At 59.3% G+C, this 15126-nt stretch carries 13 protein-coding genes; 4 read left to right on the top strand and 9 right to left on the bottom strand.

The window, feature by feature from the left end; translation table 11 throughout:
* Positions 1 to 61: 61 nt before the first annotated feature.
* The 8 genes from cysM to F3J36_RS09870 form a co-directional block, all read right to left on the bottom strand.
* A complete protein-coding gene (gene cysM / locus F3J36_RS09905) occupies positions 62 to 946 on the bottom strand; it encodes a cysteine synthase CysM (RefSeq protein ID WP_166719598.1) in 885 nt (294 codons plus the stop codon).
* 72 nt (positions 947 to 1018) lie between these two features.
* Entirely contained in the window at positions 1019 to 2107 is a 1089-nt protein-coding gene (cysA, locus tag F3J36_RS09900) for a sulfate/thiosulfate ABC transporter ATP-binding protein CysA (protein WP_058770811.1), read from the bottom strand.
* Positions 2097 to 2969: a sulfate/thiosulfate ABC transporter permease CysW gene (gene cysW, locus F3J36_RS09895; protein WP_021508076.1), complete on the bottom strand. Its 873-nt coding sequence runs from the start codon at positions 2967 to 2969 to the stop codon at positions 2097 to 2099. The genes cysA and cysW overlap by 11 nt, the downstream gene beginning before the upstream one ends.
* The gene (cysT, locus tag F3J36_RS09890) at positions 2969 to 3802 is read right to left on the bottom strand and encodes a sulfate/thiosulfate ABC transporter permease CysT (protein WP_021508075.1); all 834 of its coding nucleotides are present in this window, start codon (positions 3800 to 3802) and stop codon (positions 2969 to 2971) included. Before cysT ends, cysW begins: the two co-directional genes overlap by 1 nt.
* Positions 3802 to 4818: a sulfate ABC transporter substrate-binding protein gene (locus F3J36_RS09885; protein WP_141496617.1), complete on the bottom strand. Its 1017-nt coding sequence runs from the start codon at positions 4816 to 4818 to the stop codon at positions 3802 to 3804. Before F3J36_RS09885 ends, cysT begins: the two co-directional genes overlap by 1 nt.
* 220 nt (positions 4819 to 5038) lie before the next feature.
* The gene (locus tag F3J36_RS09880) at positions 5039 to 5941 is read right to left on the bottom strand and encodes a Dyp-type peroxidase (RefSeq protein ID WP_166719597.1); all 903 of its coding nucleotides are present in this window, start codon (positions 5939 to 5941) and stop codon (positions 5039 to 5041) included.
* Positions 5942 to 6039: 98 nt separating this feature from the next.
* On the bottom strand, positions 6040 to 6660 hold the full coding sequence (locus F3J36_RS09875; RefSeq protein WP_166719596.1) for an RpoE-regulated lipoprotein: 621 nt from the start codon (positions 6658 to 6660) through the stop codon (positions 6040 to 6042).
* 113 nt (positions 6661 to 6773) lie between these two features.
* A complete protein-coding gene (locus F3J36_RS09870; protein ID WP_021508071.1) occupies positions 6774 to 7199 on the bottom strand; it encodes a GNAT family acetyltransferase in 426 nt (141 codons plus the stop codon).
* Between the two features lie 209 nt (positions 7200 to 7408).
* Here F3J36_RS09870 and amiA point away from each other — a divergent pair, with 209 nt between their 5' ends.
* Positions 7409 to 8266 (top strand): N-acetylmuramoyl-L-alanine amidase AmiA, encoded by an 858-nt coding sequence (gene amiA / locus F3J36_RS09865; RefSeq protein WP_021508070.1) that lies wholly within the window; start codon positions 7409 to 7411, stop codon positions 8264 to 8266.
* Positions 8267 to 8313: 47 nt separating this feature from the next.
* Positions 8314 to 9234, top strand: coding sequence for an oxygen-dependent coproporphyrinogen oxidase (gene hemF / locus F3J36_RS09860; RefSeq protein ID WP_088517111.1), 921 nt, complete (start codon positions 8314 to 8316; stop codon positions 9232 to 9234).
* Positions 9235 to 9334: 100 nt separating this feature from the next.
* Here the strand turns inward: hemF and maeB are convergent, their stop codons facing one another.
* A complete protein-coding gene (gene maeB / locus F3J36_RS09855) occupies positions 9335 to 11614 on the bottom strand; it encodes an NADP-dependent oxaloacetate-decarboxylating malate dehydrogenase (RefSeq protein ID WP_166719595.1) in 2280 nt (759 codons plus the stop codon).
* Between the two features lie 352 nt (positions 11615 to 11966).
* Here maeB and tal point away from each other — a divergent pair, with 352 nt between their 5' ends.
* Together tal and tkt are read left to right on the top strand one after the other, a co-directional pair.
* Complete coding sequence (tal, locus tag F3J36_RS09850; RefSeq protein ID WP_021508067.1) at positions 11967 to 12917, top strand: transaldolase; 951 nt, start codon at positions 11967 to 11969, stop codon at positions 12915 to 12917.
* A 69-nt stretch (positions 12918 to 12986) separates the two neighbouring features.
* The gene (gene tkt / locus F3J36_RS09845) at positions 12987 to 14996 is read left to right on the top strand and encodes a transketolase (protein WP_058758343.1); all 2010 of its coding nucleotides are present in this window, start codon (positions 12987 to 12989) and stop codon (positions 14994 to 14996) included.
* Positions 14997 to 15126 lie beyond the last annotated feature (130 nt).

Here is a 15126-nt window from a genome sequence, read left to right as displayed (position 1 = left end):
GACAAAAATGGCCCGTACGCCGCGTCACAGGGCGCACGAAGCCAGAAACAGGCGGGAGGAACTAGCGGTGAAAAACACCGGTGGAGAGATAGCGATCGCCGCGATCGCAGACAATGGCGACAACCACACTGCCCGGCTGCGCCGTCGCGATGCGCAATGCGCCAGCCACTGACCCACCTGAACTGACGCCGCAGAAAATGCCTTCGCGCTGCGCCAGCGCGCGCATGGTCTCTTCTGCCTCCTGCTGCGCCATATCTATCACTTCATCCACCAGCTCCGGGCGATAAATCCCCGGCAGATAGGCCGCCGGCCAGCGACGAATACCGGGAATACTGCTGCCCTCCTGCGGCTGCAAACCAATCACTTTCACCGCCGGAGCAAACTCTTTCAGATAACGCCCGACGCCGCTGATGGTACCGGTGGTGCCCATGCTGGAGACAAAATGCGTCATACGACCGTGGCTTTGCTGCCAGATCTCCGGACCGGTGGTGAGATAGTGACCGAGCGGGTTGTCGGGATTATTAAACTGATCCAGCACCTTGCCTTCGCCGCGCTGCGCCATGGACTGCGCCAGATCGCGCGCGCCCTCCATGCCCTGCTCGCGTGTCACCAAAACCAGCTCAGCCCCGTAGGCGCGCATCGCATCCTGACGCTCCTGGCTCATGTTCTCCGGCATCAGCAGGCGTAACCGGTAGCCTTTCAGCGCGGCAATCATCGCCAGCGCAATGCCGGTATTGCCGCTGGTGGCCTCAATCAGCGTGTCGCCGGGCTGGATTTCACCCCGCAACTCAGCGTGGTGGATCATCGACCAGGCCGCGCGATCTTTCACCGAACCTGCCGGATTGTTGCCTTCCAGCTTGAGCCAGATTTCGCTGCCGTTATCCGGCGTCAGGCGCTGCAACTTAATCAGCGGCGTATTGCCGATGGTGTTTTCCAGAGTGGTCACGGTGTCATTCCAGCCGAAAGGAGTACAAATAAATCGGGCGGGAAAATCCCGCCCGAAGGAGTGACAAAAATATCAGGCGCTTTCGGCAAAGGCAACCGGGCGCAGCGGCGTGGTGCCCTGGTAGATACGTGCCTGTTGCAGACCAACAAACAGCCGTTCGCCGCGGATCGGCGCCGTCTGTTCACCGGCGAACACCACCGAGATTGGCTCGCTTTGCCAGCCGACGGGCTGAACCACCAGCTGCCAGAAGTGGCCACGCGGACTGATCTCCAGCACCTGCACCGGTAACGGCGTCTCCAGGCTACTCTGGCGTGACACGTCCACTTCCCACGGACGCAGGAACAGCTCCACGTCGCCCTGATGCGCTGGCGTATAGCCCAGCGGCCAGCGATGTGCGCCCACATGGAACTGCGAGCCGTGCACTTCGCCGTCAAAGCGGTTCACTTCGCCAAGGAACTCCAGTACGAAGCGGGTGGCGGGCTCACGCCACACGTCATCCGGTGCGCCCACCTGCTCAATATTGCCCTGACTCATTACCACCACGCTATCCGCCACTTCCATCGCTTCTTCCTGGTCGTGGGTCACAAACACGCTGGTAAATTTCAGCTCTTCATGCAGCTGACGCAGCCAGCGGCGCAGCTCTTTACGCACCTGGGCATCCAGCGCGCCAAAGGGTTCGTCCAGCAGCAGAATCTGCGGCTCAACCGCCAGCGCACGCGCCAGCGCCACACGCTGTTTCTGCCCACCGGAGAGCTGAGCCGGGTAGCGGTTGGCCAGATGTGCCAGCTGCACCATCTCCAGCAGACGGGTAACGCGCTGCTTAATTTCGGCGCTGTTCGGACGCTCGCGGCGCGGCAGCACCGTCAGACCAAAGGCGATGTTGTCGAACACCGTCATATGGCGGAACAGCGCATAGTGCTGAAACACAAAGCCGACCTGACGATCGCGCGCGTGCGTGCGGCTGACGTCTTTGCCATGAAAATGGATCTGCCCGCTGTTCTGGTGCTCCAGCCCGGCGATAATGCGCAGCAGCGTGGTTTTACCGGAACCGGACGGTCCAAGCAGCGCCACCATCTTGCCGGAAGGAATATCCAGAGAGATATCGTTCAGCACCGGCGTGCGGCCAAATGCTTTATTAATGTGTTTAATCTCAATGCTCATGATTTTCCTCCTGTTGGCGCTTCTGCTGATGCTCTAATCGCCACTGCACCACGCTTTTCAGAAACAGCGTCACAATTGCCATCAGGGTCAGCAGCGCGGCGGCGGTAAAAGCGCCCACGGTGTTGTAATCCTGATGCAGTAATTCCACCTGTAAAGGTAAGGTATAGGTTTCGCCGCGAATGGAGCCCGACACTACCGATACCGCACCAAATTCGCCGATGGCGCGCGCGTTGGTCAGCACCACGCCGTACAGCAGCGCCCAGCGAATGTTTGGCAGCGTTACGCGGCGGAACATCTGCCAGCCAGAGGCACCCAGCAGCACGGCGGCTTCATCTTCATGGCTGCCCTGGCTCAGCATCACCGGCACCAGCTCGCGCACCACAAACGGACAGGTGACGAAAATCGTCGCCAGCACCATACCCGGCCAGGCAAACATCACCTGGATGTTGTGCGCATCAAGCCAGCCGCCAGCCGGGCCGTTCACGCCCCAGAACAGCAGATACATCAGACCGGCTACCACCGGCGACACGGCAAACGGAATATCGAACAACGTCAGCAGCAGCTGGCGACCGGGGAAAGTGAAGCGCGTCACCAGCCAGGCCAGCAGCGTGCCGAACACCAGGTTAACCGGCACGGTAATCAGCGCCACCAGCACCGTCAGCCAGATAGCATGCAGCATGTCACCATCCTGCAGGTTGCTAAAGGCCTTGCCGATGCCCTGCCCCAGCGCCTCCCAGAAGATGGAGACCATCGGCACCACCAGCAGGCCAATCGATACCAGCACGCCAATGCCGATCAGCAGCCATTTGCCCCAGTTCACCGGCTGACGCTCGGCATGATTGATCTGTGAAATCTCAGCCATCAGTGACCTCCCAGACGGCGGCCAAAGCGGCTCTGTAGGGTGTTAATCGCAAACAGCAGCAGCAACGACGCCGCGAGGATCACCGAAGCGATGGCGCTGGCGGCCGGATAATCAAACTCCTGCAGGCGAACAAAAATCATCAGCGAGGTCACTTCAGTTTTCCAGGCGATGTTACCGGCGATAAAGATCACCGCGCCAAATTCACCGAGGCTGCGGGTAAACGACAGCGCGGTCCCGGCCAGCAGCGCCGGCGCGACTTCCGGCAGCACCACGCGCCGGAAACTCTGCCACGGCGTGGCACCGAGGGTTTCCGCCGCTTCCTCATATTCCGGGCCTAACTCTTCCAGCACTGGCTGCACGGTACGCACCACAAACGGAATGCTGGTGAACGCCATCGCCACCGCGATACCGAGCCAGGTGTAAGACACTTTGATATCAAAATGTGCCAGCCACTGACCGTACCAGCCGTTAACCGAAAACAGCCCGGCCAGCGTCAGGCCGGCCACCGCCGTCGGCAGCGCAAACGGCAGGTCCATCAGGCCATCCAGCAGCGTACGGCCGGGAAAACGATAGCGGGTCAGAATCCACGCCATCAGCATGCCAAACACCGCGTTAAACAGCGAGGCCACGCCCGCTGACAGCAGCGTGACTTTATACGCCGCCACCAGTTGCGGATTGCTGATCACCTGCCAGTACTGCGCCAGCGTCATCTGCGACAGCTGCATGATCAGCGCGCTGATCGGCAGCAGCAGAATCAGGCAGGTAAACAGCAGGCTGGTGCCGAGGCTGAGACCAAATCCGGGCAGAACGCGTTTCTGTGCAGAAGCCAACATCAGCCGCGCCCCGCTGCCAGTAATTTATCCAGCTCACCGCCGCTGGCGAAGTGGGTTTTCATCACCTGCGGCCAGCCGCCAAACGCGTCATTGACATTGAACAGCGCAGTCTGCGGGAAGCGATCTTTCTGCTCCGCCATCAGCTGCGGGTTATTCACGCGATAGTAAAAGCCGGTGATGATTTTCTGCGCCTGCGGCGTGTAGAGGTAGTTAAGATAGGCTTTCGCCGCTTCCGCCGTCCCGTTGTGTTCGACGTTCTTATCGACCCATGCGACCGGGAATTCAGCAAGAATGTTAGTTTTCGGCACAATCACTTCGTATTGGTCTTTACCGTACTGATTACGGATATTGTTCACTTCCGATTCAAAGCTGATCAGCACATCGCCCAGCCCGCGCTCGGCAAAGGTGGTAGTGGCACCACGGCCGCCGGTATCAAACACTTCAACGTTTTTCAGGAACCTGGTCATAAACGCTTCGGTTTTGGCCTGGTCTTTGCCGTCCGCCTGGTCGGCAGCGCCCCACGCGGCCAGATAGGTGTAACGGCCGTTACCGGAGGTTTTCGGATTCGGGAAAATCAGCTTCACGTTATCGCGCGCCAGATCGGCCCAGTCGTGAATCTGCTTGGGATTCCCCTTGCGCACCAGGAACGCCATGGTGGAATAAAACGGTGAGCTGCTGTTGGGCAGACGACTCTGCCAGTCGGCCGGGATCAGGTTACCTTTGTCGTGCAGCACCTGCACATCGGTCACCTGATTATAGGTTACGACATCGGCACGCAGCCCCTGCAGAATGGCCAGCGCCTGTTTTGAGGAACCCGCATGTGACTGTTTAATGGTCAGCTTGTCGTCAGGGTGCGCCGCGTCCCACTGCTGTTCAAACGGCGCATTCAGGGCAACAAACAGTTCACGTGACACATCGTAAGAGCTGTTAAGCAGCTCTGTTGCCTGTGCCGCGCCCGCTAAACTCAGCGACAGCGCTATACCGCCAAGCCATTTTTTCGAAACCGAACGTGTCATGCTGCACCCTGAGAAATGGAGTTCGAGCCTATGCCATTAGATGCTGTCAGTGTATTTATAACTCTGGCGAAAGCTGTAACGGTTTTATATATCGTTTAGGGATTTCAAAGTCTAAAAAGGCATAAGCCAGCGGCAGAGTTTATGCGCAGGGCGGGATTAACTGAGCCGCGTCAAGCGGAGATGTGGTGCGCACGGCGGCGCACCGGTAAAACGCGATGATTTAACGTGACAGCGCCTGTAGCGCCGTCAGCGAAGGGGCAAAGAAGTAGCTGCCGCTCACCGGTTTGGTGAACCGTAACATGGCATCCATCTTGCCGTCGCGCTCGCCAAACATGCTCAGCAGCTGCTGCTCAATGTTATACAGGCGATGACAGTACGAAATAAAATAGAGGCCATGGCGACCGCTGGCGGTGCCGTACGGCAGGCTCTGGCGCAGAATCTTCAGGCCTTTGCCCGCTTCTTTCAAATCCACGCGGCTCAGGTGCGACGTCGCCGGCCGCTGATCGCCCGGCAGCTCTTCATTGTCCTGTTTGGTGCGGCCAATAATCGCTTCCTGCTTATCAATCGCCAGCCGGTTGAACTGCGGCAGGTTGTGCTCCCAGCGCTGGGTAAACACGTAGCTGCCGCCGGCATCCGGGCCGTCAGCAATGATCGCCACCTGCTGGCGCGCCTCGCCCTGCGGGTTTTCGGTGCCATCAACAAAACCGGAAAGATCGCGATCCTCGACCCAGCGGAAACCGTGCGTCTCTTCTTCAATGGCGACCGCGCCGGCAAACGCCGTCAGCGCCGCCTGCGCCAGCGAAAAGTTCACGTCGTGACGCAGCGACTGAATATGGATCAACAGATCGCGCTGCGTCGCCGGTGCCGCACCTTTGCCGAGCGGCGTGAAAGCTTTGAGTTCGGGAGCTGAGTCGGTGCCCTGCAGATCGCGCCACAGCGCATCACCAAAGGCGATGACCGCACCGATACCGGCGTCCGGGAATTGCTGCTGCAGCGCAGCCAGCTGCTGCAGAAAGGCGTGGCAACCCTGACGCAGCGCAGCGAGGTCGCCGGTGGCGCGGGCTTCCAGCCAAATGGCGAAACGGCGGTGCTCCAGCAGGATCCCGCTCTGAAACTGAGACATGACAATGCTCTCCGGCATAAAAGTTAACGGCGTTTTTTCGCCGGTATCATACCGGAAAGCCCTGCGCAGAAGATGCGTTAACGCAATTTTTTCGCCAGTTAACGCTGCCAGACGATCTTACTGATTTTCCAGTTTTTTAACGTATCATCCGACGGCATCAGCCCGGTCGGGCCGTGCCACTCGCCGCTGTAGATATAGGCGATATGCTGACTACCCGGCGCGCGGCACTCAACATCGCGCACATCCAGCCCGGCAACCATTTTGCAGTTATCAAACGCTTTGCTGAATTTATCGCTGAACGCATCACCGATTTTACTGCCGTCGGCGCTGCGCGCGTCGCTATCGAGCACTTCAATACGTTCAACGCTGCGCTGGCCATTGATCACCAGCTTAACCTTACCGTCATCCAGCGCCTGCCAGAAATCCACCACCTGCCCGTTTTGCGTGCGCATGCCCTGACGCAGCTGATAATCATTGTTCAGCGCGGCGCGAATGGCGGACTCCGACATTGCCGTGTTGCTGTTCAGCCCGGCGACGCCCTGCTCGGTGACGGTGAGCGAACTGCCAAACCAGCTGAACGGATTGAGCGCCGACCAGTGATAGCTGAGCGGATTGTACCAGTGACTTTCGCTGGTGCTGGCAGGGGAAGAGGAACCGGAACTGGCGCAACCGGCCAGCACCAGGGCGCTGACCAGCAGGGCGGGACGAACAACTTTCATGCAAACTCCTTTCTTTTGTGCCGACTGGCGTGCCTGTTGGAGTCGCAAACCGGCAAAAAGTTTATTCGCTGTGCTGCATGGCGGGCAGAAACCCGGCCGCGCGCCGCGTGGAATCAGTATTCACGGTCTTCAATCAGGCGTTTGCCCAGCAGCAGCGAGTCGACCGGCTCGTAATCCAGCTTCTCGTAGAAAGCCACCACCTGATCGTTCTCTTCGCGCACCATCAGATGGATTTTTGGGCAGCCGCGCGCAATCAGCTTTTTCTCCAGCCGGTTCATCAGCGCATTGGCAAATCCCCGGCCCTGATAATCAGGATGCACCGCCAGATAGTAGGCGGAGCCGCGATGGCCATCGTAGCCGCCCATCAGCGTGCCCACGACCTCGCCGCCTACCTCAGCCACCAGAAACAGCTCCGGGTCATGATTCATTTTGCGTTCGATGTCGAGTTCCGGATCGTTCCACGGCCGTAACAGATCGCAACGCTCCCAGAGCGTAATGACTTCTTCAAAATCTTCCTGGCGGAAGGAGCGGATTTCCATCGGCGTTACCCTGCAATGAGGCACAATTCGCTGATTATCACGCATTCTTTGCCAGGCGCAACCCTCGCAGGGCGCAACGGCTGAAAAAAACGGCTAAATAGCGATTCGCGGCCTGAAATACAAAGTAATGTCCTGAAATGGTTCGGCAGTCGCCGCCGGACGGCGCTTAGGCTATAACACGGGGCAGGTTTACTCTCAGGGACATGTTAATGAACAAGATTTCACTGTTACGGCGCCTGACCAATCGCCGCCAGCTGATCCTCTCCGGCCTGGCGCTGGCAGTGCTGTCGCCGCGCGCGGTCCAGGCGCAGGAAACGCGCGCGGCAGTGCCCGTCAGCGCACGCCATACACCGCCGAAACCGGCCACCAGCGGCAAGCGCATTGTGATGATCGATCCCGGTCACGGCGGCATTGATTCTGGTGCGGTGGGTCAGGAAGGCTCAGAAGAGAAGCACATCGTACTGGAGATCGCCAATACCGTGCGTACGCTACTGCAGAATCACCCGAAGGTGGAAGTGCGGCTGACGCGCGACAGCGACCACTTCATTCCGCTCTACCAGCGCGTGGAGATTGCGCATCAGCACGGCGCCAACCTGTTTATGTCGATTCACGCCGACGGCTACACCAGCCCGGAAGCCAACGGGGCATCAGTGTTTGCCCTCTCCAATCGCGGTGCCAGCAGCGCCATGGCGCGCTATATGTCGCAGCGCGAAAACGACGCCGATAAAGTGGGCGGTGCGGCGGTGCAGGAAAAAGATAATTACCTTAACCAGATCCTGTTCGACCTGGTGCAGACCGATACCATCCGCAACAGCCTGACGCTGGGTAAACACGTGCTGGACCAGATTCGTCCGGTGCATCACCTGCACAGCCAGCACACCGAGCAGGCGGCGTTCGCGGTGCTAAAATCCCCGTCCATCCCGTCGGTGCTGGTGGAAACCTCGTTTATCACCAACCCGCGTGAAGAACAGCTGTTGGGCACCACGGCGTTTCGCCAGAAAATTGCCCGGGCGATTGCCGACGGTATCGTCAATTACTTTGATGAGTACGATCGTCGCCAGGCCTGATAGCGTTTTGTGCTAGAATCGCGGCAAATTTTTGCAATGAGTGAGCCATGAGCAATCCCGATATTTCGCGCGTCAAAGCCTATCTGCTGGCGCTACAGGATGACATTTGCGCCGGTCTGGCGGCGGAAGACGGCAGCGCCAGCTTTGCCGAAGACACCTGGCAACGCCCCGGCGGCGGCGGCGGACGCAGCCGCGTGCTGCGTAATGGCAAGGTGTTCGAGCAGGCTGGGGTTAATTTCTCCCATGTGTATGGCGAGCAGATGCCCGCGTCAGCCACCGCGCACCGCCCGGAGCTGGCGGGCCGCAGCTTCGAAGCGATGGGCGTGTCGCTGGTGGTACACCCGGAAAATCCGTATGTGCCAACCAGCCACGCCAACGTGCGCTTTTTCATTGCCGAAAAGCCGGGCGCCGATCCGGTCTGGTGGTTTGGTGGCGGTTTCGATCTCACTCCTTACTACGGTTTCACAGAGGATGCCCGGCACTGGCATCAGACCGCGTTCAATCTGTGCCAGCCGTTTGGCGATGACGTCTATGCGCGCTACAAAAAGTGGTGTGACGACTACTTCTTCCTGAAACACCGCAACGAGCAGCGCGGCATTGGCGGCCTGTTTTTTGATGATTTGAACACGCCGGATTTTGATCACTGCTTTGATTTCATGCAGGCGGTCGGCAACGGTTTCATGCAGGCCTATCAGCCGATTGTAGCGAAGCGCAAAGAGCTGGCGTGGGGCGAGCGCGAGCGTCAGTTCCAGCTTTACCGCCGGGGCCGCTACGTTGAGTTCAATCTGGTGTGGGATCGCGGCACGCTGTTCGGTTTGCAGACCGGCGGTCGCACCGAATCGATTCTGATGTCGATGCCGCCGCTGGTGCGCTGGGAATATGATTATCAACCCGCGGACGGCTCCCCGGAAGCCGCGCTGACCCGCGATTTCCTGCCGGTGCAGGATTGGCTGGGGCTGGAAAAATAAGCCAGGTGCGCATTCATGCGCACCCTGCGGAATAACCCGATAAAACGCGCCCCCGTGGGGTCGCCCTTCAGGGCGACCGGGTATCAGGCCAGCTTGCCGCTCACAACGGCTCGGTCTGCGCCTCCACCACCGCCAGCGCCACCATGTTAACAATGCGTCGCACCGAGGCGATGCGCGTCAGCACATGTACCGGCTTGCGGATGCCCATCAGCACCGGCCCCACCGTCACCCCTTGCGAACAGGACACGCGCAGCAGGTTGTAGCTGATGCGTGCGGCCTCAACGTTCGGCATGATCAGCAGATTGGCGGTACCTTTCAGTGGGCTGTCCGGCATCAGCTCGCGACGAATACTCTCCACCAGCGCTGCATCGCCGTGCATCTCGCCATCAATTTCCAGTTCTGGCGCTCGTTGCTGAATCAGCGCCAGCGCCTCGCGCATCTTCCGCGCGCCGGGGGCGTTCGAAGTGCCAAAACTGGAGTGCGACAGCAGCGCCACGCGCGGCTCGATGCCGAAACGCCGCACGGTTTCTGCCGCCAGCAGCGTGATATCCGCCAGCTGCTCAGCGCTGGGATCCTCATTCACATAAGTATCGGCAATAAACGTGTTGCCGCTCGGCAGCAGCAGCGCGTTCATCGCCCCGGCGACCTTGACGTCATCGCGGAAGCCAAACACCTTCTCCACCACATCGTAATGTTCACGGTAGTCGCCGATGGTACCGCAAATCATCGCGTCCGCTTCGCCGCGATGCACCATGATGGCGCCGATCAGCGTGGGATTGCCAATCACCGCGCGCTGGGCGGTTTCCGGCGTGACGCCGCGCCGCTTCATCAGCTGATAATATTCATTCCAGTACTCCTTAAAGCGCGGATCGGACTCGTTGTTCACGATCTCAAAATCACGCCCGGCCTCGATTTTCAGCCCCTGCTTCTGCAAACGCATGGCAATCACGTTGGGACGGCCAATCAGGATCGGCTTCGCCAGCCCGAGCGACACCAGCTCCTGAGTAGCGTGCAGCACCCGCACCTCTTCACCTTCCGCCAGCACCACGCGCTGCGGCGCTTTGCGCGCCTGCGAGAAGATCGGCTTCATGAACAGATTGGTTTTATACACGAACTCGGTGAGCTGCTCGCGGTAGGCGTCAAAGTCAGCAATCGGTCGCGTCGCCACGCCGGAATCCATCGCCGCTCTGGCGACGGCCGGGGCTATCTGCACAATCAAACGCGGATCGAACGGTTTGGGAATCAGGTATTCCGGGCCAAAACTCAGATCCTGATCGTCGTAAGCGGACGCCACCACGTCGCTCTGTTCCGCCTGCGCCAGAGCGGCAATCGCATGCACCGCCGCCAGCTTCATCTCTTCGTTGATGGCGGTGGCACCGACGTCCAGCGCGCCGCGGAAGATGAACGGGAAGCACAGCACGTTATTCACCTGATTGGGGAAATCCGAGCGCCCGGTACAGATAATCGCATCCGGCCGCACCTGCTTCGCCAGCGGCGGCATGATCTCCGGCTCCGGATTGGCCAGCGCCAGAATCAGCGGATTTGGCGCCATCTTCTGCACCATCTCTGGCGTCAGCGCTTTCGGACCGGAGCAGCCAAGGAAAATATCCGCGCCGCCAATTACCTCATCCAGCGTGCGCGCCCCGCTGTCTTCCACGGCATAGGCGGCTTTGGTCGGCGTCATGTCCGCTTCGCGATCGCGGTAAATCACCCCTTTTGAATCACACACCACGATATTTTTCAGCTGCATGCCAAGCGCCACCAGCAGATTGAGGCAGGCAATGGCTGACGCGCCAGCGCCCGACACTACCAGCCGCACGTCGGCAATCGCCTTATTCACGATGCTCAGGCCGTTAAGCACTGCCGCGGTACAGATGATGGCGGTGCCGTGCTGATCGTCATGAAACACCGGAATCTGCATGCGCTGCCGCAGCTGCTGCTCAATGTAAAAACACTCCGGCGCTTTAATGTCCTCAAGGTTGATGCCGCCGAACGTCGGCTCCAGCGCCGCGATCACCTCAATCAGTTTGTCCGGATCGTGCTCGTCGATTTCGATGTCGAACACATCAATGCCGGCAAACTTTTTGAACAGCACACCCTTGCCTTCCATCACTGGCTTGCCGGCCAGCGCGCCAATATTACCGAGCCCCAGCACCGCCGTGCCGTTGGAGATCACCGCTACCAGATTGCCGCGCGCGGTGTATTTGTGCGCGGCCAGCGGATCGGCGGCAATTTCCAGACAGGGTGCCGCCACACCGGGTGAATAGGCCAGTGCCAGATCGCGCTGCGTCGCCAGCGGCTTAGTGGGTGACACCTGAATTTTTCCGGGGGTGGGATATTGGTGAAAATCGAGCGCGCTTTGCTTGAGTTGATCGTCCATCAGACATCCTTTTGCACGGCTGAAAAGCCCTCAGTATAAGAACGCGCGGCGCAAAAGAGGTTGAAGGCGCTCAAAGAACGCACAGTCGCCAGGGCACGGATTGCCACGGCTTCGCCTGCGGCTTTGGGACAGCCTGCTATGCTTAAGGGTGGCAAAACGCTGAGCTGAACCGATCAGGCAGGCCTGACTATCAGAAACGCGCCCCGACGTCACAATCAGAGAAAACGCATTTTCTTCATCCGGCGTCTGTTGCACTGTGTGGAACCTCCCTTCCCCGATAAGGGCGCACCTAAGACGATGACTGCCCGGGTGCCTGTTTTGCCCACATTATTGCTAATCAAGGAGTTAAGCGATGAACCAGCTAGATGCATTAAAACAGTTCACCACCGTGGTGGCGGACAGCGGCGATATCGAATCCATTCGCCATTACCATCCGGAAGATGCCACTACTAACCCATCTCTGATCCTCAAAGCTGCCGGCCTCGACGCTTACAAACACCTGATTGATGACGCCATTGAGTACGCGAAAAAACAGGGCGGCAGCAAAGAGACGCAAATCATCAACGCCAGCGATAAAGTGGCGATCAACCTCGGTATGGAAATTCTGAAAAGCGTACCGGGCCGTGTTTCGACCGAAGTGGATGCGCGCCTCTCTTTCGATCGTGGCATGTGTGTGACCAAAGCGGAGAAACTGGTCCGCCTGTATGAAGAGAACGGCATCGACCGCTCACGTATTCTGATCAAACTGGCGTCCACCTGGGAAGGCATCAAAGCGGCGGAAGAGCTGGAGAAGAACGGCATCAACTGTAACCTGACGCTGCTGTTCTCCTTCGCCCAGGCGCGCGCCTGTGCCGAAGCCGGCGTGTTCCTGATTTCGCCGTTTGTCGGCCGAATCTACGACTGGTACAACACGCGCAAACCGCTCGACCCGTATGTGGTCGACGAAGACCCGGGCGTTAAATCGGTGCGTCGTATTTACGACTACTACAAAAAGCACCGTTACAACACCGTCATCATGGGTGCCAGCTTCCGTAAAGTGGAGCAGATTGTGGCGCTGGCCGGCTGCGATCGCCTGACCATCTCCCCGAACCTGCTGGAAGAGCTGGCCAATAGCGAAGCGCCGGTGGAGCGCAAACTGGAGCCATCAACCGAGGGCTTCCACCAGCCGGCACCGCTCTCCGAAGCGGAGTTCCGCTGGGAGCATAACCAGGATGCGATGGCCGTGGAGAAACTGTCCGACGGTATCCGCCAGTTTGCCGTCGACCAGCAGAAGCTGGAAGACGTGCTGGCCGCCCGCCTGTAATCCTGAACTCACCTTCTGCCGGACGGGTTGCGGCCCGTCCGCTTTTGCCCAATTACAAGGGAGAACCCTATGTCTTCACGCAGAGAGTTGGCTAACGCGATCCGCGCCCTGAGCATGGATGCGGTACAAAAAGCAAATTCCGGCCACCCAGGTATGCCGATGGGCATGGCTGATATCGCCGAAGTGCTGTGGCGCGACTTCCTGAAGCACAACCCGACCAACCCGGCCTGGGCGGATCGCGATCGCTTCATTCTGTCTAACGGGCACGGCTCGATGCTGCTGTATAGCCTGCTGCACCTCACCGGCTATGATCTGCCGCTGGAAGAGCTGAAAAACTTCCGCCAGCTGCACTCAAAAACGCCGGGCCACCCGGAAATTGGCTACACGCCGGGCGTCGAAACCACCACCGGCCCGCTCGGCCAGGGGCTGGCCAACGCTGTCGGTCTGGCGATTGCCGAGCGCACGCTGGCGGCCCAGTTCAACCAGCCTGGCCACGATATCGTCGATCACTTTACCTATGTGTTTATGGGCGACGGCTGTCTGATGGAAGGCATCTCGCACGAAGTCTGTTCGCTGGCCGGCACGCTGGGCCTCGGCAAACTGATTGGCTTCTACGATCACAACGGTATCTCCATCGACGGCGAAACCGAAGGCTGGTTTACCGACGACACCCACAAGCGTTTTGAAGCTTATAACTGGCACGTGGTGGGCAGCGCCGAAGGCATTGACGGCCACGATCCGGATGCCATCGCGGCGGCCATCAAAGAAGCGCAAAGCGTCACCGACAAGCCTTCGCTGATCATCTGCCGCACGGTAATCGGCTTTGGCTCGCCAAACAAAGCCGGCAAAGAGGAGTCGCACGGGGCCGCGCTGGGCGAAGAGGAAGTGGCGCTGACGCGTAAACAGCTCGGCTGGAACTACGGTCCGTTTGAGATCCCGCAGGATATTTATCAGCAGTGGGATGCCAGAGAAGCCGGGGCCGCGCAGGAGCAATCCTGGGAAGAGAAGTTCACGGCTTATCAGCAGGCGCATCCGCAGCTGGCGGACGAATTCAGCCGCCGCCTGAAGGGCGAAATGCCGGCTGACTGGGAAAACAAAACCAGCCAGTTCATTCGCGATCTGCAGGCTAACCCGCAGAAAATCGCCAGCCGCAAAGCCTCACAGAACACGCTGGAAGCCTTCGGTAAACTGCTGCCGGAGTTCCTCGGCGGTTCCGCCGACCTCGCGCCCAGCAACCTCACTATCTGGTCCGGCTCGAAGCCGATCAAAGAGGATCACGCCGGTAACTACATTCATTACGGCGTACGCGAATTTGGCATGACGGCGATTGCCAACGGTATCGCGCATCACGGTGGCTTTGTGCCTTATACCGCCACCTTCCTGATGTTCGTCGAATACGCGCGTAACGCAGCGCGCATGGCCGCCCTGATGAAAGCGCGCCAGATTATGGTCTACACCCACGACTCAATTGGTCTGGGCGAAGATGGCCCGACGCACCAGCCGGTTGAACAGCTGGCCAGCCTGCGCGTGACGCCAAACTTCAGTACCTGGCGACCGTGCGATCAGGTCGAGACCGCCGTGGCATGGAAAGCGGCGATTGAGCGCCATCACGGTCCGACCGCGCTGATTCTGTCGCGTCAGAACCTGCTGCAGCCGGAGCGCAGCGCGCAACAGGTAGAGAACATCGCGCGCGGTGGCTACATCCTTAAAGATTGTGACGGCACGCCGGACGTCATCCTGATTGCCACCGGTTCCGAAGTGGAGATCACGCTGGGCGCCGAAGCGAAACTCAGCGCCGACGGCCACAAGGTGCGCGTGGTGTCGCTGCCGAGCACTGACGTGTTTGATAAACAGGACGTGGCCTATCGTGAATCGGTGCTGCCTTCCACCGTGCGTGCACGCGTGGCGGTTGAAGCCGGTATTGCCGACTACTGGTACAAATACGTCGGCATCGACGGCAAAATTGTTGGCATGACCACCTTCGGCGAATCGGCGCCAGCCGGCAAGCTGTTCCCGGCCTTTGGCTTTACCGTCGAGAACGTGGTGAGCCACGCCGAATCCCTGCTTAAGCCTGCCTGAGTGTCTGGCCCTTTCCCGCTACCGGGAGAGGGCCGTTTTATTTCACAGCCTGATACAGAAAAAAATCCGCCCCGCCCCCTTCCCGCTTTGCGCAAACTGATTACTATAGGTTTTCCTCCGATTCCTATAG

This window comes from Pantoea sp. Cy-640, assembly GCF_011752635.1.
Taxonomy (GTDB): domain Bacteria; phylum Pseudomonadota; class Gammaproteobacteria; order Enterobacterales; family Enterobacteriaceae; genus Pantoea; species Pantoea dispersa.
The sequence above is the reverse complement of the archived record's forward strand: the minus strand, read 5'-3'. Positions and strand labels throughout refer to the sequence as shown.